Annotated in this window: 22 protein-coding genes and 4 tRNA genes; 18 read left to right on the forward strand and 8 right to left on the reverse strand. The window is 61.1% G+C overall.

The features are described 5' to 3' along the window. Positions 1-105: 105 nt before the first annotated feature. Complete coding sequence (locus C8K61_RS01690) at positions 106-1,332, forward strand: acyl-CoA dehydrogenase (RefSeq protein WP_108094444.1); 1,227 nt, start codon at positions 106-108, stop codon at positions 1,330-1,332. Between the two features lie 71 nt (positions 1,333-1,403). On the opposite strand, the gene C8K61_RS01695 is transcribed toward C8K61_RS01690, so the two are convergent. After that, positions 1,404-1,682, reverse strand: a complete 279-nt coding sequence (locus C8K61_RS01695) for a peptidylprolyl isomerase (protein ID WP_108094445.1) — start codon at positions 1,680-1,682, stop codon at positions 1,404-1,406. A 177-nt stretch (positions 1,683-1,859) separates the two neighbouring features. On the opposite strand from C8K61_RS01695, the gene C8K61_RS01700 reads away from it, so the two are divergent. After that, a complete protein-coding gene (locus C8K61_RS01700; protein WP_178086406.1) occupies positions 1,860-3,068 on the forward strand; it encodes a PilT/PilU family type 4a pilus ATPase in 1,209 nt (402 codons plus the stop codon). Between the two features lie 6 nt (positions 3,069-3,074). On the opposite strand, the gene C8K61_RS01705 is transcribed toward C8K61_RS01700, so the two are convergent. Continuing rightward, entirely contained in the window at positions 3,075-3,809 is a 735-nt protein-coding gene (locus C8K61_RS01705; protein WP_108094446.1) for an ABC transporter substrate-binding protein, read from the reverse strand. Positions 3,810-4,035: 226 nt separating this feature from the next. Here C8K61_RS01705 and C8K61_RS01710 point away from each other — a divergent pair, with 226 nt between their 5' ends. Beyond that, complete coding sequence (locus tag C8K61_RS01710; RefSeq protein WP_108094447.1) at positions 4,036-4,293, forward strand: transmembrane sensor/regulator PpyR; 258 nt, start codon at positions 4,036-4,038, stop codon at positions 4,291-4,293. Here the strand turns inward: C8K61_RS01710 and C8K61_RS01715 are convergent. Beyond that, complete coding sequence (locus C8K61_RS01715) at positions 4,263-5,615, reverse strand: MFS transporter (RefSeq protein WP_108094448.1); 1,353 nt, start codon at positions 5,613-5,615, stop codon at positions 4,263-4,265. The two genes, C8K61_RS01710 and C8K61_RS01715, sit on opposite strands and share 31 nt — an antisense overlap. Positions 5,616-5,728: 113 nt before the next feature. On the opposite strand from C8K61_RS01715, the gene C8K61_RS01720 reads away from it, so the two are divergent. Continuing rightward, a complete protein-coding gene (locus C8K61_RS01720; protein ID WP_108094449.1) occupies positions 5,729-6,622 on the forward strand; it encodes a LysR family transcriptional regulator in 894 nt (297 codons plus the stop codon). On the opposite strand, the gene C8K61_RS01725 is transcribed toward C8K61_RS01720, so the two are convergent. Then, entirely contained in the window at positions 6,619-7,203 is a 585-nt protein-coding gene (locus C8K61_RS01725; RefSeq protein ID WP_108094450.1) for a TetR/AcrR family transcriptional regulator, read from the reverse strand. The two genes, C8K61_RS01720 and C8K61_RS01725, sit on opposite strands and share 4 nt — an antisense overlap. A 140-nt stretch (positions 7,204-7,343) precedes the next feature. Here C8K61_RS01725 and C8K61_RS01730 point away from each other — a divergent pair, with 140 nt between their 5' ends. The 3 genes from C8K61_RS01730 to C8K61_RS01740 all read left to right on the forward strand — a co-directional run bounded on the left by C8K61_RS01730 (position 7,344) and on the right by C8K61_RS01740 (position 9,621). Next, complete coding sequence (locus C8K61_RS01730) at positions 7,344-8,561, forward strand: YbfB/YjiJ family MFS transporter (RefSeq protein ID WP_371919958.1); 1,218 nt, start codon at positions 7,344-7,346, stop codon at positions 8,559-8,561. Positions 8,562-8,633: 72 nt separating this feature from the next. After that, positions 8,634-9,119 carry a glutathione peroxidase gene (locus tag C8K61_RS01735; RefSeq protein WP_108094451.1) on the forward strand — a complete coding sequence of 162 codons (486 nt, stop codon included), beginning with the start codon at positions 8,634-8,636 and terminating at the stop codon, positions 9,117-9,119. Positions 9,120-9,129: 10 nt separating this feature from the next. Next, complete coding sequence (locus tag C8K61_RS01740) at positions 9,130-9,621, forward strand: MarR family winged helix-turn-helix transcriptional regulator (protein WP_108094452.1); 492 nt, start codon at positions 9,130-9,132, stop codon at positions 9,619-9,621. Here the strand turns inward: C8K61_RS01740 and C8K61_RS01745 are convergent. Next, positions 9,605-11,929: an ATP-binding protein gene (locus C8K61_RS01745; RefSeq protein WP_108094453.1), complete on the reverse strand. Its 2,325-nt coding sequence runs from the start codon at positions 11,927-11,929 to the stop codon at positions 9,605-9,607. The genes C8K61_RS01740 and C8K61_RS01745 overlap by 17 nt on opposite strands. A 105-nt stretch (positions 11,930-12,034) precedes the next feature. Between C8K61_RS01745 and C8K61_RS01750 the strand changes: the two genes are divergently transcribed. Further along, positions 12,035-12,925, forward strand: coding sequence for an ATP-binding protein (locus C8K61_RS01750; RefSeq protein ID WP_108094454.1), 891 nt, complete (start codon positions 12,035-12,037; stop codon positions 12,923-12,925). Beyond that, positions 12,922-13,404, forward strand: a complete 483-nt coding sequence (locus tag C8K61_RS01755) for a GAF domain-containing protein (protein WP_108094455.1) — start codon at positions 12,922-12,924, stop codon at positions 13,402-13,404. The genes C8K61_RS01750 and C8K61_RS01755 overlap by 4 nt, the downstream gene beginning before the upstream one ends. A 147-nt stretch (positions 13,405-13,551) precedes the next feature. Here the strand turns inward: C8K61_RS01755 and C8K61_RS01760 are convergent, their stop codons facing one another. After that, positions 13,552-14,322, reverse strand: a complete 771-nt coding sequence (locus tag C8K61_RS01760) for a hypothetical protein (protein ID WP_108094456.1) — start codon at positions 14,320-14,322, stop codon at positions 13,552-13,554. A 223-nt stretch (positions 14,323-14,545) separates the two neighbouring features. On the opposite strand from C8K61_RS01760, the gene C8K61_RS01765 reads away from it, so the two are divergent. From C8K61_RS01765 to C8K61_RS01780, 4 genes are all read left to right on the forward strand, one after another. Next, positions 14,546-14,621 (forward strand) — tRNA-Glu (locus tag C8K61_RS01765). 25 nt (positions 14,622-14,646) lie between these two features. After that, positions 14,647-14,722: transfer RNA gene (locus C8K61_RS01770), tRNA-Gly, on the forward strand. A gap of 45 nt (positions 14,723-14,767) precedes the next feature. After that, positions 14,768-14,843: transfer RNA gene (locus C8K61_RS01775), tRNA-Glu, on the forward strand. Positions 14,844-14,863: 20 nt separating this feature from the next. Continuing rightward, a tRNA-Gly gene (locus tag C8K61_RS01780) sits at positions 14,864-14,939 on the forward strand. Between the two features lie 123 nt (positions 14,940-15,062). Here C8K61_RS01780 and C8K61_RS01785 read toward each other — a convergent pair. Both C8K61_RS01785 and C8K61_RS01790 read right to left on the reverse strand, forming a co-directional pair. Continuing rightward, positions 15,063-15,473, reverse strand: coding sequence for a PA2817 family protein (locus C8K61_RS01785; RefSeq protein WP_108094457.1), 411 nt, complete (start codon positions 15,471-15,473; stop codon positions 15,063-15,065). Positions 15,474-15,554: 81 nt separating this feature from the next. Then, entirely contained in the window at positions 15,555-18,002 is a 2,448-nt protein-coding gene (locus tag C8K61_RS01790; RefSeq protein WP_108094458.1) for an acyl-CoA dehydrogenase, read from the reverse strand. A 160-nt stretch (positions 18,003-18,162) separates the two neighbouring features. Between C8K61_RS01790 and C8K61_RS01795 the strand changes: the two genes are divergently transcribed. The 5 genes from C8K61_RS01795 (at position 18,163) to queF (ending at position 22,286) form a co-directional block, all read left to right on the forward strand. Continuing rightward, positions 18,163-18,819 (forward strand): transglutaminase family protein, encoded by a 657-nt coding sequence (locus tag C8K61_RS01795; RefSeq protein WP_108094459.1) that lies wholly within the window; start codon positions 18,163-18,165, stop codon positions 18,817-18,819. 115 nt (positions 18,820-18,934) lie between these two features. After that, on the forward strand, positions 18,935-19,555 hold the full coding sequence (locus tag C8K61_RS01800) for a glutathione S-transferase family protein (protein WP_108094460.1): 621 nt from the start codon (positions 18,935-18,937) through the stop codon (positions 19,553-19,555). Between the two features lie 105 nt (positions 19,556-19,660). Next, the gene (locus tag C8K61_RS01805) at positions 19,661-20,593 is read left to right on the forward strand and encodes an ABC transporter ATP-binding protein (protein ID WP_108094461.1); all 933 of its coding nucleotides are present in this window, start codon (positions 19,661-19,663) and stop codon (positions 20,591-20,593) included. An 11-nt stretch (positions 20,594-20,604) separates the two neighbouring features. After that, positions 20,605-21,384, forward strand: coding sequence for an ABC transporter permease (locus C8K61_RS01810; RefSeq protein WP_108094885.1), 780 nt, complete (start codon positions 20,605-20,607; stop codon positions 21,382-21,384). 71 nt (positions 21,385-21,455) lie between these two features. Further along, positions 21,456-22,286, forward strand: a complete 831-nt coding sequence (gene queF, locus C8K61_RS01815; protein WP_108094884.1) for an NADPH-dependent 7-cyano-7-deazaguanine reductase QueF — start codon at positions 21,456-21,458, stop codon at positions 22,284-22,286. Positions 22,287-22,360: the final 74 nt, after the last annotated feature.

A 22,360-nucleotide genomic window follows, 5' to 3' on the forward strand; every position in this document is an offset into this window, starting at 1 on the left:
TCGGTGATGAATGTTTATACACGCCGAGAATAGGTTAGATAAATTTTCATCGCTGTTCTAGGATCTTTTCCAACCTCACCAACAGCCCGTCAGAAGGTGTCTCCGATGGATTTCGCTTACTCCCCCAAGGTTCAAGAACTGCGCGAACGCGTTACCGCATTCATGGACGAATATGTCTATCCCGCCGAAGCGGTGTTCGAAGCCCAGGTGAACGAAGGTGATCGTTGGCAGCCGACCGCGATCATGGAAGAGCTGAAAGCCAAGGCCAAGAGCGCAGGGCTGTGGAACCTGTTTCTGCCGGAGTCGAAACTCGGCGCCGGCCTGACCAACATGGAATACGCCCCGCTGGCGGAAATCATGGGTCGCTCCTTGCTGGGTTCCGAGCCGTTCAACTGCTCGGCACCAGACACCGGCAACATGGAAGTGTTGGTGCGTTATGCCAATGAAGAGCAGAAAAAGCGCTGGCTCGAGCCGCTGCTGGCTGGCGAGATCCGCTCCGCCTTCGCCATGACCGAGCCGGGTGTTGCCTCGTCCGACGCCACCAACATGGAAGCCCGTGCCGAGCGCGTGGGTGATGAGTGGGTGATCAACGGTCGCAAATGGTGGACGTCGGGCGCTTGCGACCCGCGCTGCAAAATCATGGTGTTCATGGGCCTGAGCAATCCGGATGGCCCGCGTCACCAACAACACTCGATGATTCTGGTGCCCGTCGACACCCCCGGGGTAAAAATTCTGCGTCCATTGCCGGTGTTCGGCTACGACGACGCCCCGCATGGTCACGCCGAAGTCCTCTTCGAAAACGTCCGCGTTCCTTACGATCACGTGCTGCTGGGTGAGGGCCGTGGATTTGAAATCGCACAGGGTCGCCTTGGCCCGGGCCGTATCCACCACTGCATGCGCTCCATCGGCATGGCCGAGCGCGCCCTGGAGTTGATGTGCCAGCGTGCCGTCAGCCGCACTGCCTTCGGTAAGCCGCTGGCTCGCCTGGGTGGCAACGTCGACATCATTGCCGACTCGCGGATGGAGATCGACATGGCGCGCCTGCTGACCCTGAAAGCGGCGTACATGATGGATACCGTCGGCAACAAAGTAGCCAAAAGCGAAATCGCCCAGATCAAAGTCGTGGCGCCGAACGTGGCCCTGCGAGTGATCGACCGCGCTATCCAGATGCATGGCGGCGCCGGTGTTTCCAACGACACGCCGCTGGCCTACATGTATGCCATGCAACGTACCCTGCGCCTGGCCGATGGCCCGGACGAAGTGCACCGCGCAGCGATCGGCAAGTTCGAAATTGGCAAGCACATGCCCAAAGACATGCTGAAAAGCCACTAAGGCTTAGCCTGTAAGAAAAAGCCCGCCCGGATAACCGCGGCGGGCTTTTTTACGTCTTCGAATCGGCGCGGTTAATCGCGGTAAAACACCTGCACCAGGTGATAGCCGAACTGGCTTTTCACCGGACCGTGCACGATGCGTAGTTCTTTCTTGAAGATCACTGAGTCGATGGACTTGACCATCTGCCCCGGGCGCACCTCACCCAAGTCGCCACCCTTTTTTCCAGAGGGGCAGGTCGAGTATTTCTTTGCCAGCACATCGAATGCCTCGCCCGCAGCGATACGCTTTTTCAATGCGGCGGCTTCGGCCTCGGTTTTCACCAGAATGTGGCGGGCCATTGCTTTTGCCATGGGGGCTCCTACGAATTTCGTTAACTATTTTGCAGTTGCAAAGGTCGAGCTAAACGCTTGGGCCGCATAGTGTGCCAGTATTCGCGGCGTCGCAGAAATGGCGCCAATTAGCTGGCGAGTGTTTCCCTCACAGTGTCCTACCGTATTAATTCCACCGACTTAAAGGAGGCGTAGCCCATGGACTTGAACCCGATGCTGAAAATTCTGGCCACCCAGGATGGTTCAGATCTCTACCTGTCCACCGGTGCGCCGCCCTGCGCCAAGTTCAACGGTGTGCTTAAACCACTCAGTGCCGAGCCGCTGAAGTCTGGCGAAATCGCCGCTGTGGCCGACTCGATCATGGATTCGGCACAGAAAGTCGAGTTCGAGCGCGAGCTGGAAATGAACCTGGCGATCTCCCTGGCAGGCATCGGCCGCTTCCGCATCAACATCTTCAAACAGCGCAACGAAGTATCGATCGTGGCGCGCAACATCAAGATGGAGATCCCCAAGTTCGAAGACTTGAAGCTGCCGGAAATTCTGCTGAAAACGGTAATGGAAAAGCGCGGCCTGGTGCTGTTCGTGGGTGGGACCGGTTCGGGCAAGTCCACCTCCCTGGCGGCGCTGATCGACTACCGCAACCGCAATAGCGGCGGCCATATCATCACCATCGAAGACCCGGTGGAGTATGTGCATCGGCACAAGAAGTCGATCATCAACCAGCGCGAAGTGGGGGTGGACACCCGCAGTTTCCACGCTGCGCTGAAAAACACCCTGCGTCAGGCACCGGATGTGATTCTGATTGGCGAGATCCGCGACCGCGAAACCATGGAACACGCCCTGGCGTTTGCCGACACCGGCCACCTGGCGATCTCCACGTTGCACGCCAATAACGCCAACCAGGCGCTGGACCGCATCATCAACTTCTTCCCCGAAGAACGCCGCCCGCAGTTGCTCAACGACCTGGGTAACAACCTTAAAGCGTTCGTTTCCCAGCGTCTGGTGAAAACCACCGACGGCAAACGTCGTGCTGCTGTTGAGGTGTTACTGGGCACGCCCACCGTGCGCGACTTGATCAAGCGCAGTGAGCTCAGTGAGATCAAGGAAATCATGGAGAAGTCGCGCAACCTGGGGATGCAGACCTTCGACCAGGCGCTGATCGAGCTGGTCAACGAAGGGGCTATCGATGAAGAAGAGGCGGTGAAAAACGCCGACTCGGCCAACAACGTGCGTCTCAAGCTCAAACTCTACCGCGAAACTCCGGCGGCCCCTGCAGCGCCGGTCGCAGCGCCTGTGGCGCCAGCGGCCAAGGCCGCCGACGCCGGCGATTGGAGTATGGAGTTGACCCTCGAAGATATCGAGGAAGAGGCGCCACCGCCGGAAGACCCTGGCCGTCACGGCATCTGATTGTGCCTACGGGGGGTTAGGGCCCAGGTAACGGGTGGTGATGCGCTTGATGCTGCCATCGGCGCGCATGGCTTCGACGGCTTTGCGCAGCGCCTGTACCAACGCCGCATCGCAGGTTTTCGAGCACGCCACGTACATGTCGGTCGCTGCCATTTCCGGGCTCTTCAGCAGTGGCCGAGTGCTGGTGCGCGTCCAGTGGTACTGGCCTTCGGGTGCGGTGGTGAACCAGGCATCGATGCGGTTCAACTCCAGCAGTTTCAGTGGGTGATCGCCCAGTTGCAGGGAGTAAATCTGCTCGCGGCTGAACCCGTGGGCGCGGAGAATTTCTTCCTGGGCCGTGCCGATGCTGACGCCGATGCGTTTATAGCGGGTGCGGGCTTCTTCGAAGCTCTGTACTGGTGTGTCGAAGGTGAAGAAGGCCCGTGGCAAGGGAAATACCGAAGCTGCCCAGGTGTATTTGTCTTCTCGTTCAGGGGTGCGTGACAGCGGTACCAGCAGCAGATTTTTACCCTCGCGCACGCGTTTCTGCGCGCGTAGCCAGGGTTCGGTCTTGATGGTCACCTGGTACCCGGCACGCTTCAGCGCTTCCAGTGCCACGTCACCGATCATGCCGTGGCCCATGGCGTCTTGCGCGGCAACCAGTGGCATGGCGTCGGGAATATAGAGGTCAACACTGGGCTGCTGGGCGAGGGCGCCGCAGGCGAATAGCCCGATTAGCAGGCCGGTAGGGGGGAGCCGCATGGCGGATTCCGTCGAGGGAGATGGAGGCAGTATAGGCGGTAGCCAGCATCGGGTGTTGTTGGTCATTATGACTTCTATGTGTCTCTATGACTCTTTTCTGTCTTGTGTCGTTTTGACACTAAATTTTTAACCTGTTGATTTATATAATAATAAAAGTTGGCACATATCCTGATATCTCTTGAGTACGGAAGGAAAGACTTCCCCACACTCAAGCGGAGAATGGATCATGTTTACTTACCTGAGCAGCCCAAAAAACGTTCTGTGTATCTCCAACCAATTGCTGACCGGCGGCCTGGCGTTACTGCTGATCGGCGTGTTCGTCGCCTACGGCTACGAAGGCAGTTTGAATCTGCCGACCCTGGTGGCGGCCCATGCCGGGGTGATTCTTGGTCCGACCGCGCTGAAAATCGGTTATGTGATGCGCCTGATCGCGCACTACAACCTCAACAAAACTCAATCGGCTGTAGCTTGCGCCCGTGCGTAAGGGCGGCAGCTGCACGCCAGGGCCAGTAGCACCAAGCCCAACGCTACGGCAAAGCTCATATGCAGACCTGATGTCGCGGTCGCGCCCATGGCGGCGCTGATAAACACCGCCCCCAAGGCGGAGGCGCCGGTAATCAGACCCAGGTTGCGCGCCAGGTTGAGCAGGCCGGCGAGGGCGCCACGCTGATGGGTGCCGATCGAGGCCATTACCACGGTGTTGTTGGCTGTCTGAAACAGGGCGTAGCCCGCTGTCGTCACCAGCAACGGAACGAGATAGCCGCCCACACCCGTTGATTGTGGAAGCAGTGCCAAGGCCAGGCAGCCGCAGGCCATCAGCAGTAAACCCAAGCGAGTGATGCGGGCCGCGCCAAAACGCTCGGTGAGGTGACCCGCGGGTAGGCAACTCAGCGCTGCCATGGCGGGGCCGGCTGCCATGACCAAGCCAGTCAGCGCCGCGTTCAGGCCAAGCCCCTGGCTGAGGTAGAACGGGCCAACCACCAGGGTCGACATGATCACCGCAGCCACCAAGGCTGCCATGAGGAGTGCACGGCTGCGGGCGGTGTCGGCAAATAGCGACAGGTCGAGCAGTGGAAAGTGGGCGCGCCGCTGATGCCAGATAAACAGCGCTGAGCCGGCGGCGGCTGCTACCAGCAGCAGCGGCCTGAACGGTAGGGTGTGGGTCATCGCCAGCGCATAGGTTGCCAGCGTCAGGCTCAGGATGATCGTGCCCATGGCGTCGAAACCAGCCTGCTTTGCCGTCTGCGCCGCTGGCGCTAGGCAGCGCTGAGCGAGCAGGGCGGCGATCAGCCCCAACGGTACGCACAAGGCGAACAGCCAGCGCCAGCCAAGCCAGGCAATCAATACGCCACCCAGTGAAGGACCCAACGCTGTGCCCACAGCAGACAACGTGCCCAGCAAACCCATGGCGTGGCCGGTGCGCGCTTTGTCGACCGTGTCAGCCACCAGCGCCAACGGCAACGCCATCATCGCCGCTGCGCCTAGCCCTTGTAGAGCACGTGCAGCGATCAGCCAGCCAAGATTCGGCGCAGCTGCACAGCAGCCAGAGCCCAGGCTGAACAGCAGTAAACCGATCACCAGAACCCGCCTCCGACCGAAAAGATCGCCCAGACGACCGGCGCTGACAACCAATGTGGTGATGGTCAGCAGATAGGCCAGCACTACCCATTGCACGGCCGAGAGTGAGGTTTCAAACGCCGTCACCAGTGTCGGTAACGCCACATTGGCGATGCTGCTGCCGAGGGCCGAAAGCAGGGTGGCCAGGCCCAGGGTGAACAGGGCTTGGCGGTGGTTGAGGGCTGACATGGGCGCTCCGCTTCTAAGGTGTTCGGGCACTTTAGGTGGGTGCAATACATGGCGGAAGACGCATGGGTTGCATAGTATTAGTGCACCAAACGCTCTATCTCGATGAGGCGCCCATGTCGCTGCCGGATTTGAATTTGCTGGTCACCCTGGATGCGTTGCTGGCCGAAGGCAGCGTGGCCGGCGCCGCGCAGCGCCTGCAGCTCAGCCCTTCGGCCATGAGTCGGGCCCTGGCACGGCTGCGCGAAACCACCGGCGACCCGCTGCTGGTGCGCGCTGGCCGCGGCTTGGTGCCGACGCCCCGGGCGCTGCAATTGCGTGAACAAGTGCGCGAGCTGGTGCAGAGCGCCGAGGCTGTGCTGCGGCCGGTGCAACAGGTGAACCTGCTGCAGTTGCAGCGCACTTTTACCCTGCGTAACAGCGAAGGTTTCGTGGAAAACTTCGGCGCGGCGTTGTTTGCGCGATTGCGCCGAGAGGCGCCAGGCGTGCGGCTGCGTTTTAGGCCCAAACTCGACAAACACAGCACCTTGCTGCGTGACGGCGAGGTCGATCTGGAAACCACTGTGGTTGGGCCAGAAGCCAGCCCCGAGCTGATTACTCAGCGCTTGTTTCAAGACCGTTTTATCGGCGTGGTGCGTGCCGGTCATCCGCTTGGTACGGGCACGATCAGCGCCGCCCGGTATGTCGCTGCCCAGCATGTGCAGGTGGCGCGGCGCAGCCACAAGGTGGCGGTGGTGGATGAGGTCTTGCAGCAGATGGGGCTCGCCCGTGACATTCCGGCGATGGTGGGCGGGTTTGCCAGTGCCTTGGCTCTGGCTCGCAGCAGCGACCTGGTGGCAACCGTGCCGGAACGCCATAGCGGCGTGTTGCGCGATGGCATGTACAGCTTCGAGTTACCGCTGACGGTGCCGGAGTTTTCGGTGGCCATGCTTTGGCATCCGCGCCAGGACGCCGACCCGGCGCACCGTTGGCTGCGGGCCTGTGTGCGTGAGGTGTGTCAGGCGGATTAAACGGGCAAGGGTGGCGGCACAATCAGGTCCACCAGCGCATCGGCGGTGGCTTGCAGGCGTTCGCTGTCGGGGTACAAGCGCTCGATCACCACGGTGCCGCGGGTAAGGGTGACCAGCAACCGCGCCGCATCGGCTATCGGCAATGCCAAGGGCTCAGTGGCTTGGCGCAGGCGCTCGGCCAGCAAGTTCTCCAGGCCGTCGACCATGCCCCGCAGCACGTCGCGAATCGGTTCGGCGCTGGCGTTTTCATCGACTGTGGTTTTCGTCGACAGGCAGCCACGGGCCGCCTCGCCGGATTTCATCGAGGCAATGGCAAAGCTGAAGAAGGCCTTAAGCGCAGTGCGGGTATCAGCAGGTTTGAGGGTTTCGCAGGCCGCCGCCAGAAAACCTTGCTGGTAGCGGGCGAACACGGCGAGAAACAGGCCCTGCTTGTCGCCATAGGCGTTGTACAGCGAACCGCGCAGCACGCCGGTGGCCTCCGCCAGTTCCGGCATGGAGGTGGCCCCGTAGCCTTTGCGCCAGAAAACTTCCAGCGCGCGCTCCAGGGTTTGTTCTTCGTTGAATTGACGGATTCCGACCATGGCGCTGATTTCAACCTTGTTTGACAGTGTTGTCAATATTGCCTTGACAGGCGCTCTGTTGCTCACAACACTAGCAAGCATGACAGGTATGTCAAAGATGGCGCGGACAGCCGATCAGCCTTTTGCCAAGCGAGCTCTGTATGCCCAGTCCCCACAGCGTCACCCACGAAGACAGCCCCCGCCAACCCAGCGTGATGCACGCCATCATCGCCGGCCTGTGTGCCAGCCTGGTAGGTATCGGCCTGGCGCGATTTGCCTACACACCGTTGATTCCGTCTTTGATCGAGGCGCAGTGGTTTGCCGCCAACGATGTGATGTACCTCGGCGCCGCCAACCTGGTGGGTTACCTCGCCGGTGCCCTCAGCGGGCGACCCATCGCCCGACGTTTGGGCGGGCCTTGGACGTTGCGGCTGATGATGGCCCTGGCTTCGCTGGCGTTTCTGGCCTGTGCGTTTCCAGTGTCGGTGTTGTGGGTCTTCGCCTGGCGTTTCGTGTCCGGTCTGGCGGGCGGGGCAATCATGGTGCTGGCGGCCACCAGCGTGCTGCCGTTTATTCCCGGCGCCCGCAAGGGGCTGGCCAGTGGCGCGATCTTCCTCGGGCTGGGTCTGGGTATAGCCGCTTCCGGCACCTTGGTGCCGCTGTTGCTCAACCTTGGCTTGCAGCAAACCTGGATCGGTTTGGGTGTGTTGTCGGCGCTGCTGACCGCCACCAGTTGGAGCGGCTGGCCGACGCTGCCAAGCACCCCTGCTGTGGAGGCGGCAGGCGCCGAAGGTAAAACCTCGTCGGCGATGAAACTGCTCTACGCCCAATACGCGCTGATGGCGGTGGCCCTGGTGCCGATGATGGTGTTCCTGGTGGACTACGTCGCCCGCGGTCTGCAATGGGGCGCGCATTGGGGCGCAATGGTCTGGGTGGTGTATGGCATTGGCGCGATTCTCGGGCCGATGGTCTACGGCGCTTTGGCCGACCGCATCGGCTTTGCCACCACCAGCCGCGTAGTCCTGGTTATCCAGGCCGTGGCGATTGCCTTGCTGGCGCTGAACCACAGCGTGCCGGCATTGGTGGTGGCGGTGTTGGTGATCGGCTCGTTTCCGCCGGGCATCGTGCCGGTCAACCTGGGGCGCATCCAGCACCTGCTGCCGGGTGACCTCGGCGCTCAAAACCATGCCTGGAGCCGCGCCACCACGGCGTTTGCGCTGTTTCAGGCACTGGCCGGCTACGCTTACTCATACTTGTACGCGGCCAGTGGCGGCAATTACACGCTGCTGTTTGGGATCGGTGGTGGGGCAGTGGTGTTGGCCTTGTTGTTGGACGTTATCCGGCCGGCAGCGACACCGCGCGATCTGGTGCGGGCGTAATTTAAATTGCGTGCAATTTAATCGTTAGCTATCTTGTTTGCCGTCCCCATCACCTCTATAGGAACAACTGCCATGAGCGATACGCTGTTCAGCATTCCCGCGACCACCATCAAAGGTGAGCAAAAGACCCTCGCCGATTTCGGCGGCAAGGCCGTTCTGGTGGTCAACACCGCCAGCAAATGCGGCTTCACTCCGCAGTACAAAGGCCTGGAAGAGTTGTGGCAGACCTATAAAGACCAGGGGCTGGTGATTCTCGGTTTCCCCTGCAACCAGTTCGGCAAGCAGGAGCCCGGCAACGAAGGGGCGATTTCCGAGTTCTGCGAGCTGAACTACGGCGTGAGTTTTCCGCTGTTCAAGAAGATCGACGTCAATGGCGCCGATGCCCATCCGTTGTTCGTCCAGCTGAAAAAGCGCGCACCCGGTTTGCTTGGCAGCCAGGGAGTGAAGTGGAACTTCACCAAGTTTCTGATCGGTGCGGACGGTAAAGTGGTCAAGCGTTTTGCCCCCCTGACCAAACCGGAAGAATTGACCAGCGAGATCGAAGCGCTGCTCAAGTGAGCCTTTGCCCATGAGTCAACCGCACGTCCCACCCGCGGCCATTCACCTGGACGCCGCCACCGCGCTGCAACTCGACAATCAGCTGTGTTTCAAGCTGTATGCCGCCTCGCGCGCGGTGATCCGTGGCTATAAGCCGATGCTCGATCAGCTTGGCCTGACCTACCCGCAATACCTGGCCATGCTGGTGTTGTGGGAGTGGCAGCAGACGCCGCCCGAGCAGCCAACGGTGAAGGCCCTGGGCGAGCGCTTGTTGCTCGATTCCGGCACCCTCACGCCGTTGCTCAAGCGCCTTGAGCAACTGGGCCTGGTGGCCCGCCAGCGCAGCGCCCGCGACGAGCGCGAAGTGCATCTGGGGTTAACCACCGAGGGCGCGGCACTGAAAGACCAGGTGTTGCCGCTCAAGCAACAGCTGTTGTGTGACAGCGGCTTTAACCTGGATGAACTGGATGGCTTGCGCGACCAGCTCGGTGGCCTGCTGGACCGCGTTATAGCAGCGCCGTAGCCGGCAACCACTGGCTGAGCAGGGCGATCAGTTCGTCGCGGCGAAACGGCTTGGCCAAATAATCGTTCATGCCCGCTGCGGTGCAGCGCTCGCGCTCATCCGGCAGGGCATTGGCGGTCAGGGCAATGATCGGCAAGTCGCTCCAGCGCGACTGTTGGCGAATTCTTCTGGTGGCTTCGTAGCCATCCATCACCGGCATATTGCAGTCCATCAGCACCAGGTCGATCTGCTCGTGTTCCAGCACCTCGAGTGCTTCGGCACCATTGATCGCCAGCAGCACTTCACAACCGGCCTTGCTCAGCATGCCTTTGGCCACCAGTTGGTTGACCGGGTTGTCTTCCACCAGCAGCACCCTTTTCTGTTCCAGCGCCACCGGTGAGCCTTGCGGGACTGGCGCGGCGATAGGCTCGCCTCCGGGTTCGAGCGAGCGCTGCAGGGCCTTGTGCAAGGCGGCGCGGGCCAGTGGCCGCGGCAGCTGCAAAATGGGTGCAAGGGTGCTGGCCTGTTCGCTGGGCAGAAAACTGCCGTAGGCGCTGATGAACAGTACTGTGTGTTTGAAGTGCTCACGCAGGCTGGCCAATTCTTCGGCGTGGTCGGTGATCACCAGGTCGGCGGTCGCCAGTGGTTGTGCGCTGCAGCTGTCCAGCCGTTGGTAGTTCAGACCCCAGCACGGCAGCAGGTTATGCAGCAGGTCGGCCAGACCACTCTCTGCGCTGCACAGGGCCACCACCCGACCGTGCAGGGCCGGCAGCAACGCTGGCGGCGCCGCGCTCGGCAGCGGCAGCTCGACGCAGAACTGACTGCCTTCGCCCAGCTTGGATTTCAGCGTCAGGGTGCCGCGCATGGCTTCGCACAGCTGACGGGTCAGGGCTAGACCCAGGCCGGTGCCGCCGTACTGGCGGGTGATGGTGGCGCCGGCTTGGGCGAAAGGCTGGAAGATCCGCGCCTGGGCGTCTTCGGCAATGCCGATGCCGCTGTCGGTGACGGTGATGCGCACGCCCGGATCGGTGTAACTCAGGCGGATATCGACGCGGCCGCTGTGGGTGAACTTCAGCGCGTTGGACAGCAGGTTGCTGACCACCTGGCGCACCCGTGTCGGGTCGCCGAGAAACAGCGCCGGCAGGCGAGTGTCGATCAGGCAGGTGAGTTCGACATTGCTGGCGGCGTTTTGTGACAGCAGGTTGGCGGTGTCTTCCACCAGGGTGGCGAAATCGAACGGAATCGCCTCCAGCTCCAGTTGCCCGGCCTCGAATTTGGACAGGTCGAGAATGTCGTTGAGCAGCTCCACCAGCACCTTGCCAGAGTTGTGGGCGATGCTCAGTTGCTGGCGTTGTTCGGCGCTCAGGTGGCTGTCCAGGGTCAGTCCGAGCATGCCCAGCAGGCCGTTGAGCGGGGTGCGGATCTCATGGCTCATGTTGGCCAGAAAGGTCGCGCGGGCCATGGCCATCTGATTAGCCTGGGCGCGGGCGGTTTCCAGCTCCTGGTTAGACAGGGTCAGGCGGGTGTTACTGGCTTTCAGTTCGTTGGTGCGCGCCGAGATGATGTTTTCCAGCTCGCCGAGGTACTGGGTCAGTTGGTCTTCGGCCTTGCGCCGGTGTTCGACTTCTTCCGAAAGGCTCGACAGCTGCTGATTGGTGACGTCCACCAGAATGCCGATCTCATCGTTTTCGTGGCCGGCCGGGCAGGGCAGCTTTTGCCGGGTCGGGCGGCGCAGGTCGCGGGCGCTGATGGCCTGGATCACGTCGGTGAGCGGCTTGGTCAGCATGAAATAGAACACCACCAGCAGAATCAGCGACAGCAACAGGCTGTAGGCGAAGCCGCTGAGCAGGGTCACCAGAGAGCGGCGCAGGAAGTTATCGCCGAAGGCGAAAGTGTCCACCTCCAGGCGCAGCAGACCGATGGTTTCCTGTGGCGAGTGATTTACGAACAGTGGGTCTTCGAAGTGCCGGCTCTGGCCGAACAGGCGGTCGCTGAACCAGCGATAGGGGCTGTTGATGCGTGGCCGTTTGGCGCTGGCCAGGCTGGTGCCGGTGTCATCGACTATCTGCGCGCTGATCACCGCGGGCGAACGCAACAAGCCGGCGACCAGTTCCTGGGCCAGCTCGGTGTCGATGTTGTAGGCAATGCGGGTCGCCGGGTTATGGCTGATCTCCAGCAATGCGTGTATCTCGCGGTTGATCGAGGCGTCTTCGCTGGCATAATCGCTGCTCACCTGCAGCAGGCTGAGCAAGGTGCCGAGGATCAACGCCACGAGAACCGTCAGGCTGGCCTGTTTGAATGACAGGCGATGGGTGAGCGTTATATCCATAGAGTAGTGAGCCGGCCTCGTCTCTGAGCACCTGGCAAGCATAGCTGAATAGATTTGCTGCTTGCCTGGCCCGCATCGCGTTTTTCCCCTGTTAAGGAGTAAGTCGTGGACTCCCGTTTGAATGCCTTTCTGGAACGTGCCGATGCCGTGTTGGCGCGCCTCGATCCGTTGCTGCCGACCCTGCGTGTGGCGCTGGACTGGAACGACACCGTCGCCGCCCGTTGGCACCGTGAGGGGCGCGGCGGGTACTTGCAACCGTTGCAGGTGAGCCTGGACATGCGCCTCACCGACCTGATCGGTGTCGACACCCAGCGCGACCACCTGGCTCGCAACACCCGCCAGTTCGTTGCCGGCCTGCCGGCCAACCATGCCTTGCTGTGGGGCGCGCGCGGCACCGGAAAGTCGTCGCTGGTGCGCGCGCTGCTGGCGGAACTCGCTGGCTCCGGGCTGCGCCTGATCGAGATCGAGCGCGACTATCTGGCCGACCTGCCGCGCATCGTCGAGCTGATCGCCAAGCTGCCACAGCGTTTTGTGCTGTTCTGCGATGACCTCTCGTTTGAAGCGGGCGAGGGCGACTACCGCGTGCTCAAGAGCGTGCTCGACGGCTCGCTGGAGCGCGCGCCGGACAACGTGCTGCTGTACGCCACCTCCAACCGCCGCCACCTGGTGCCGGAAAAAGAGAGCGACAACCTCGACAGCAAGATGGTCAACGGCGAGCTGCACCCCAGCGAAGCGGTGGAAGACAAAATTGCCCTGTCCGACCGCTTTGGCCTGTGGCTGTCGTTCTACCCGTTCACCCAGGAGCACTTCCACGACGTGGTGCGCCACTGGATCGGCGTGCTGGCCAAACAGGCCGGCCTCGAGTGGCAGTGGAGTGAAGAATTGGGCGTGCTTGCCGCACGCTACGCCACCAGCCGTGGCAACCGTAACGGCCGTTGTGCCTATCAGTTCGCCCGCAATTGGGTGGGCCTGCAATTACTGGAGAAACAGTCGTGATCGATCTGCAAAATACCGGCGCTGGCCTGGAAGGCTACGGCCTGCTGGCTGCGCAGCTGGAAGCCCTGCTCGCGGATGAACGCGACTTCGTCGCCAATGCCGCGCAGTTTTCCGCGTTCCTTTATACCCAGCTGGAGGACCTCAACTGGGCCGGTTTCTACCTCAACAAGCAGGAACAACTGGTGCTGGGGCCGTTCCAGGGCCAAGTGGCCTGCGTACGCATCCCGTTCGGCAAGGGCGTATGCGGCGCGGCAGCGAGCAGCCTGCAGACCCAGCGCGTTGAAGACGTGCATGCGTTCCCAGGCCACATTGCCTGCGACAGTGCTTCCAACAGCGAGCTGGTGGTGCCCTTGGTCAAGGATGGGCGTCTGATTGGCGTGCTGGACCTGGATAGCCCCAAGCTGGCGCGTTTCACCGAAGTGGATCAGCGCGGCATCGAACAACTGGCGGCGATTTTTCTGCGTCTGACTGAGTGCTGAGATCGAGTTGGGCTTCGTTGCACTCAACCCAACCTACGGTTCAGGGAGCGCGTAGGTTGGGTTGAGCCAAAGGCGAAGCCCAACATTCCAGCGCCCACAAAAAAGCCCGGTTCGAGACCGGGCTTTTTTGTGGGCGCTGGAATGGGCTCAGTCGTACATGTTCTTTTTCTTCCAGTCGTCATCGCCATCCATGGACTTCAAGCCGTCGGTGAGCTCGTTGGCTTCATCGGTAACCGGTTTGTTGTTTTCCAGGACCATGGTGTTGGCGCGCGCCAGCTGCTTTTCCAGGACGCTGAGCGGGGCCAGGTAGCGTTTGGCGTCCGGCTGCTTGCGGATGTACTGCACGCCGCGTTCGAAGGCCAGGCGGGCATGGCCGGGCTGGCCTTGCTGCATGGCGTTCTGGCCGGCATTGGTGAACAGCTCGATATGCAGCTGCACCAGAATGTGCCGGACCTCTTGCAGCCACTGCTTGGCTTCGCCCTGGGGCAGCAGGTTTTCCTGGGCGGCGCGGGTGATCAGGCCGTGCAGGGTTTCGAGGGTCAGGCGTATTTCCTTGGCGCGGGCTTCGTTGACGATCTGTTGCACCGGGTTGCGCACCACAATGGCATCGCCCTGGGCAGTCAGGCCGCGCAGCTCTTCGACGCGGTCTTTGACCCCGGCGATGTTCTTGTCGACCGTCAGTAGACGTTCGGCAAATTGCAGCATGAAGCGGTTGAGCAGTTGCTTGAGCGCCGGGCTCATGAATTGGCCGGGGAGGGAGTCGGAGACATCGTTACAGCGCCGAATGCGGTCGGCGAGGTCTGCCTTGAGGCGGGCCTTCTCCAGCTTATTGTTCTCTACCATATGGTTGATATAGCCGATCAGGAACAGCACCACGATGCCGGCTACGATCAGTAGAGTGATCACGAGTGGGGACACCTTTACAACCTCTCGACTACTGGAGTTTTGCCGGAGTGTAGTGCCTATGTGCTATCGCGGATAGACACCGGCCAACTTCTACACAGAAGTCATTGATTTAAATTAATTTTCACTCAAGTGTTGACGACCTTCGAAAGGCTCCCTAGAATTCGCGCCACTTCGCAGCGTAAGGCAACAAGCAGACGCTTCGAAGGTTGGAAAATGTGCGTCATGCACAACCTGTGTCCCCTTCGTCTAGTGGCCTAGGACACCGCCCTTTCACGGCGGTAACAGGGGTTCGAGTCCCCTAGGGGACGCCATTTTCCAAGCGGTATAGATGTAGATGCGGGAATAGCTCAGTTGGTAGAGCACGACCTTGCCAAGGTCGGGGTCGCGAGTTCGAGTCTCGTTTCCCGCTCCAAATTCAAAGGCAGTGCTGTAAAGCGTTGCTGGTAAAAAGGTTGATGTCCCCTTCGTCTAGTGGCCTAGGACACCGCCCTTTCACGGCGGTAACAGGGGTTCGAGTCCCCTAGGGGACGCCACTTCAAGTTGTAGATGTACCGCGGGAATAGCTCAGTTGGTAGAGCACGACCTTGCCAAGGTCGGGGTCGCGAGTTCGAGTCTCGTTTCCCGCTCCAAATAAACAAAAACGCCGCTCATTGAGCGGCGTTTTTGTGTGTGCGGAAAAAAGCTGCCGTGCTGGTGGCGATAAAAAAGCCCGCTTGGCTGGACGGCCGAGCGGGCTTTTTTGTGCGGAGCCGTTAGTGCTTGGCGCTTTCCTGGGGAATGGCGAGGAATTGCTTTTCGCGCTCCCAGTCGAACGGTTCGTCGTTCTGCTCGGCTTCAAAGCGGCGCTCGTCGAGGGCCTGGAACAGGGTGATCTCTTCGTCGGGCATAAAGTGCAGGCAGTCGCCACCAAAGAACCACAGCAGGTCGCGCGGTACCAAGTGGGCGATTTGCGGGTAGCGGTGAATTACCTGGCACATCAGGTCCTGGCCCAGGTACAGGCTTTGCTCCGGCTCTTGCGGTAGCAGGGTGAGCAGTTCGTCGAAGCGCTCAAGGAACAAATAGTGGCTTTCTTCGGGAACCTGTTCGGCTTCGCCCAGTGCCACCAGAATGCTGCGCAGGTGTGCCAGCAGGGTCAGATGGTGATCGAGGTAGGGGCTGGACATGGGCGGTTCCTCAGAAGCAAAAACGGGCGCGAAGTATAAAGGCCTCCGCGCCCGTTGTCCTGTTGCGACCAGCCGGGCTGGTTAACGGATCTTGCCGCGACTCAACTTGAGATCTTCCTTCGCGTAGTCGTCGACATCAATCACCCGACGCCGCGCCGCCTCAGCTTCGCGCAAGTTCTGCGCTTCTTCGGCTTGCAACACGCCAGCCGTCACGGCCGCATCGATCAGGCTTTCGCCTGGTTTTGCCGTCAGGCGTCCTTCTTTCACCGCCACATGCAGCTTTTTCGACAGCCCATGGCTGGCGCCCAGCAGGTTCACAGCATGCTGCAGCGCGCCGACCGCATCGGTTGGCGCTTGTGGGCGGTAGCAGCCAGCCAGCACCGATTCCAGCGCCGGGTCGCCGGCCGGGCGGCCGATGATGCCGGCGATCTCGGCGTCCAGGGCATCCGATGGGCCTTTGTGGCGACGGCCAAACGGGAACACCAGCAGGCTCAGCGCGCAGCCAAAGAAGCGATTGGGGAAATTCTCCAGCAGGTCAGCCAGCGCCTGCTCGGCCTTGCCCAGACTTTCCTCCAGGGCCCAGGCTACGGAAGGGCGCAGATGCTCCGGGTAATCCAGATCGTGGTAGCGCTTGAGCGCCGCCGAGCCCAGGTACAGGTTGCTGAGCACATCGCCCAGGCGAGCCGACAAGCGTTCACGGCGTTTCAGCTCACCGCCGAGCAACATCATGCTGAAGTCGGCGAGCATGGCGAAGGCCGCTGCCAGGCGGTTCAGAGCGCGAAAGTACGGCTGGCTGAAGTTGTCGCCCGGCACCTTGCCGAGTTTGCCGAAGGTCAGGCTGAGAATCAGGCTGCTGGCGGCATTGCTGATGGCAAAACCGATGTGCTGCATCAGCAGGTCATCGAATTCCACCAGGGCTTGGTCACGGTCTTCGCGGCCGGCCAGGGCCATTTCCTTCAATACATAGGGGTGGCAACGAATCGCACCCTGACCAAAGATCATCAGGTTGCGCGACAGAATGTTCGCGCCTTCCACGGTGATGAAGATCGGCGCACCTTGCCACGAACGGCCCAGGTAGTTGTTCGGGCCCATGATGATGCCCTTGCCGCCATGTACGTCCATGGCGTGGCTGATGCACTCGCGGCCGCGCTCGGTGAGGTGGTATTTGAGAATCGCCGAGAGTACTGACGGTTTTTCGCCAAGGTCGACCGCGTTGGCGGTGAGGATGCGCGCGGCGTCCATCATCCAGGCGTTGCCGCCGATGCGTGCCAGTGCTTCCTGAATACCTTCGAAGGCGGCCAGTGGCACGTTGAATTGCTCACGCACCTGGCTGTATTGGCCGGTGACCAGGCTGGTGTATTTGGCGGCGCCGGTGCCGACAGCGGGCAGGGAGATGGAGCGGCCCACCGACAGGCAGTTCATCAGCATCATCCAGCCCTTGCCGAGCATAGGCTGACCGCCGATGAGGAAGTCCAGTGGTACAAACACGTCCTTGCCGGAGTTTGGACCGTTCATGAACGCAGCGCCCAGCGGCAGGTGGCGACGGCCGATTTCCACCCCGGGGGTGTCGGTGGGAATCAGCGCCAGACTGATGCCCAGGTCTTCTTCCTCGCCCAGCAGGTGCTCAGGGTCATAGGCCTTGAACGCCAGGCCGAGCAGGGTGGCGACGGGGCCGAGGGTGATATAGCGCTTTTCCCAGGTCAGACGCAGGCCGATGACTTCCTCACCGTTCCACTGGCCTTTGCAGATGATGCCGACATCGGGCATGGCGCCGGCATCGGAGCCAGCCAGCGGGCCGGTGAGGGCGAAGCAGGGGATATCGTCACCGCGGGCCAGGCGCGGCAGGTAATGCTGGCGCTGCTCGTCGGTGCCGTAGTGCAGCAACAGTTCGGCCGGACCGAGGGAGTTGGGCACCATTACGGTGGAGGCCAGGTCGCCGCTGCGGGTGGCGAGTTTCATCGCCACTTGCGAGTGGGCATAAGCTGAAAAGCCCTTGCCGCCGAACTCCTTGGGGATGATCAGGGCGAAAAAACCGTGCTGCTTGATGTGCTGCCAGGCTTTTTCCGGCAGGTCCATCTGTTGGCCGATGTCCCAGTCGGTGACCATCGCGCACAGTTCTTCAGTGGGGCCGTCGATAAAGGCCTGTTCTTCTGCAGTGAGCTGCGCCTTGGGGTAGGCCAGCAAGGTGTCCCAGTCCGGGCGACCGCTGAACAGATGGCCGTCCCACCATACGGTGCCGGCTTCGATGGCGTCCTTTTCGGTTTCCGACATCGGCGGCAGCACTTTCTGGAACCAGGCGAACAGCGGCGCCGTAAACAGCTTGCGGCGCAGGTCCGGCAGTACCAAGGGCACAGTAATGGCGATTACCAGCAGCCAGAGAATGGCCAGCAACCAGGTCGGCGCGTGGCTATAGATGCCCATCACCACCAGAAAGACGGCGGTGATTCCAAGGGCGGGCAGGGGAGAGACGCGACGGTGGGCGAGTACGGCGACCCCCACCACTAAAACCAGTAACCAGACAGCGAGCATGCAAATTCCTCCATGAGACGGCAGGCCGGGAGCCAACTGCGCTTAGCGTAGTTGGCGCTGGCGAGAAGAGCGCCGAGCTTGGCCTGATCGTCGTGAGCGCGGTCGATTGGGGGTGGTTAGACTGAGCCTGGCACCACCCGGTAGCCCTCAGGAGAGCCCCATGCGCGAGTACCTTGCCCCCGGCCGCTTCATTGATAGTGACCACCCTCGGGTAGTTGAGTTCGCACAAGATAATCGCGGTCAAAGCACCGAATTACGTGACCAGGCGGTCAGTCTTTACTACGCCGTGCGCGACCAGATTCGCTACAACCCCTACAGCTTCAGTCGCGACCCCGACACCCTGAAAGGCAGCGCTGCCTTGCACGCGGGCGAAAGCTACTGCGTGCCCAAGGCCACCTTGCTCGCCGCCTGCGCCCGGCATTGCGGCATTCCTTCGCGTATTGGCCTGGCGGATGTGCGCAATCACCTGTCCACCCCACGCCTGCTCGAAGCGCTGCGCAGCGAAGTGTTCGCCATGCACGGCTACACCGAGCTGTACCTGGAAGGCCGGTGGGTGAAAGCCACGCCGGCGTTCAACCTGACTCTGTGTCAGCTGTTCAAGGTGGCGCCGCTGGAGTTCGACGGGCTCACCGACAGCGTATTTCAGCCCTACAACGAAGCCGGGCAGCGGCACATGGAATACCTGGTCGACCACGGCCAGTTCGCCGACCTGCCGGAGCAGCTGTTCTTCGGCCATCTGCAGCACTGCTACCCGCACCTGTTTAGCGACGACGCGCCGCTGGTGATGGGCGATATGCACAAGGAAATCGTCGGCTGAAACGCGCAAACCATGAAGGGCCTCGATAGCCAACATCAATTTCCACGTCTGTTTTCTTCGGCTCAGGCAGGTAGGATGCCAGGGCAGAATTTCTGACACAGAAGGAAACAGACCGATGCTGACGATTTGGGGTCGTAAGAATTCCGGCAACGTGCGCAAGGCGCTTTGGGCCGCAGAAGAGGCAGGTGTGCCGTACACGCGACAGGACGCCGGTGGCGCGTTCGGGGTTGTGAACGATGCCCACTACCGCGCGATGAACCCCAATGGTCTGGTGCCGGTGATTGAAGACGACGGCCTGGTGCTGTGGGAGTCCAACGCCATCGTGCGTTACCTGGCTGCCAAGTACGCTGACGGTGTGCTTTACGCCAGCGATCCCGGTGAGCGCGCGCAGGCCGACAAGTGGATGGACTGGGCCAGTTCCACCTTGGCTGCGCCGTTTCGCGATGTGTTCTGGGTCACCGTGCGCACGCCGCCCGAGCAGCGTAACCAGGAAGTGATTACTGCCGCGATCAAGCGCTGTGGCGAGTTGTTGGCCATCCCTGACGCAGCCTTGGCTTCGCAACCCTATCTGTCCGGTGCCACCTTCGGCATGGGCGATATTCCGCTAGGCTCCGCTATCTATGCGTGGTTTGAAATGCCCATCGAACGCCCCTCATTACCTAATCTGCAAGCCTGGTACGAGCGGCTTAAAGAGCGGCCTGCGTATCAGGCTGCGGTGATGACGGCGTTGACCTGACGATAAAAATTCAGCCCGGGAAACGATTCGGCGACCTGGCGTTATGGCGCTAAACTGCGTCGCCGTTTCCCGCTCCACTTTTTCTATTACAAGTGTGTATTTCCTATGAGTTCTGCCCTGTCTATCCGTGGCCTGACCAAGACGTACGGCAACGGCTTTCAAGCACTGCACGGTATTGATCTGGATGTAGCCGAAGGCGACTTTTTCGCCTTGCTCGGCCCCAACGGTGCCGGCAAATCCACCACCATCGGCATTCTGTCGACCCTGGTGACCAAGTCCAGCGGCACGGTCAATGTGTTCGGCCATGACCTCGACCGCGAACCCTCGCAGCTCAAGCGCTGCCTGGGTGTGGTGCCGCAGGAATTCAACTTCAACCAGTTCGAGAAGGTCTTCGACATCGTCGTGACCCAAGCCGGTTACTACGGCATTCCGCTGCGCATCGCCAAAGAGCGCGCCGAGCAGTACCTGACCCAGCTGGGCTTGTGGGACAAGCGCAATTCGGCCTCCCGTGAACTGTCCGGCGGCATGAAGCGCCGGCTGATGATTGCCCGCGCGCTGATTCACCAGCCGCGCCTGTTGATTCTCGATGAGCCCACCGCCGGCGTGGATATCGAACTGCGCCGCTCGATGTGGACCTTCCTCACCGAGCTGAACCAGCAGGGCATCAGCATCATCCTCACCACCCACTACCTGGAAGAGGCCGAACAGCTGTGCCGCAACATCGGCATCATCGACCACGGGCGGATCGTCGAGAACACCAGCATGCGTTCGCTGCTGAAGAAGTTGCATGTGGAAACCTTCCTGCTCGACCTGAAGGATTCGCTGACCCTGCTGCCGAACCTGCCGGGCTATCCCGCGCAGTTGGTGGATGACCACACCCTGTCGGTGCAAGTGGAAAAAAGCCTGGGCATCAGCGAGCTGTTCCGCCAACTGGCCGAGCAGAACATTCAGGTGCTGAGCATGCGCAATAAAACCAATCGCCTGGAGGAGCTGTTCGTGTCCCTGGTGGAGAAAAACCTGGCGAAGGTGGCGGTATGAAGCCCGAGTATCTGAACAGCGAACTGCAGGCCAACTGGGTGGCGCTGCAGACCATCGTCTACCGCGAAGTGCGCCGCTTCACGCGGATCTGGCCGCAAACCCTGCTGCCGCCAGCGATCACCATGGTTTTGTACTTCGTCATCTTCGGCAACCTGATCGGCCGGCAGATCGGCGATATGGGTGGCTTCACCTATATGCAGTACATCGTGCCCGGCCTGATCATGATGTCGGTGATCACCAACGCCTACGGCAACGTGGTGTCGAGCTTCTTCGGCAGCAAGTTCCAGCGCTCGGTGGAGGAGCTGATGGTGGCGCCGGTGTCGCCACACACCATCCTCATCGGTTACGTGGTGGGCGGCGTGCTGCGCGGCTTGGCGGTGGGCGTTATCGTCACCATCCTGTCGCTGTTCTTCACCAAGTTGCAGGTGCACCACTTGGGCATCACCGTGCTGGTGGTATTGCTGACGGCGACGATCTTTTCGCTGTGCGGCTTTATCAACGCCGTGTACGCACGCAACTTTGATGACATCTCGATAATCCCGACCTTCGTCCTGACGCCGCTGACCTACCTGGGTGGGGTGTTCTACTCGATCAACCTGTTGCCGCCGTTCTGGCAGACCGTGTCGCTGGCCAACCCGGTGCTGCACATGGTCAACGCCTTCCGCTACGGCATTCTCGGCGTCTCGGATATCCGCATCAGTATCGCCATCGCCTTTATGCTGGCTGCCACCACTGTGCTGTACATCGCCTGCGTGCGTTTGCTGGTCAGCGGTCGCGGCATGCGCCAGTAAGGCAGGCTGTCGGTTAAAAAAACGCGGCAAGTTGTATACACTTGCCGCGTTTTTTCATTCAGGTCGCCGCCATGCATCCCGCCGTCGAACATTCCCCTCTGGGCAAGGCCAGCGAGTACATCGCCACCTATACGCCGTCCTTGCTGTACCCGATTCCTCGCGCGCCGAAATGGGCCGAGCTGGGTCTCACTGCAGAGACCTTGCCGTATCAGGGCGTGGATTTCTGGAACTGCTTCGAGCTGTCCTGGCTGCTGCCTTCGGGCAAACCGGTGGTGGCCATTGGCGAATTCGCCATCCCGGCTGACTCGCCGAATATCATCGAGTCGAAGTCGTTCAAGCTGTACCTCAACTCGCTGAACCAGAGCGTGTTCGCCACGCCGGCCGAGTTGCAGGCGGTACTGGAAAAAGACCTCAGCTCAGCTGCTGGAAAGCCTGTGGGTGTGCGGGTGCGCAGCCTGGCTGACGTGCAAGCGGAAGGCGTCAGCGCCTTGCCGGGGCAGTGCATCGATGAGCTGGATGTGGCCATCAGCAACTACGCGCAGCCGCAGCCGGAACTGCTGCGTTGCGACAGCAGCCGCGTTGTGGAAGAAAGCCTGCACAGCCACCTGCTGAAATCCAATTGCCCGGTCACTGGCCAGCCAGACTGGGGCACCGTGGTGGTCAGCTACAAAGGCCCTGCGCTGGATGCCGCCAGCCTGTTGGCGTATCTGGTGAGCTTTCGCCAGCACGCGGACTTCCATGAGCAGTGTGTGGAGCGGATCTTCCTCGACTTGCAGCGGTTGCTGCAGCCGGAGAGCCTGACGGTGTATGCGCGCTATGTGCGCCGGGGTGGGTTGGATATCAACCCGTATCGCAGCTTGGCGGCCATCCAGCCGGACAATCGCCGGTTGGTTCGCCAATAGGGTTCGACTTGAGACCAATCGAGGCTGAAGCCTCTCCCACAAATCTTTTTGGTCGTATTTCCACTCGTGGATAA

Source organism: Pseudomonas sp. GV071 (assembly GCF_003050835.1).
Lineage (GTDB): Bacteria > Pseudomonadota > Gammaproteobacteria > Pseudomonadales > Pseudomonadaceae > Aquipseudomonas.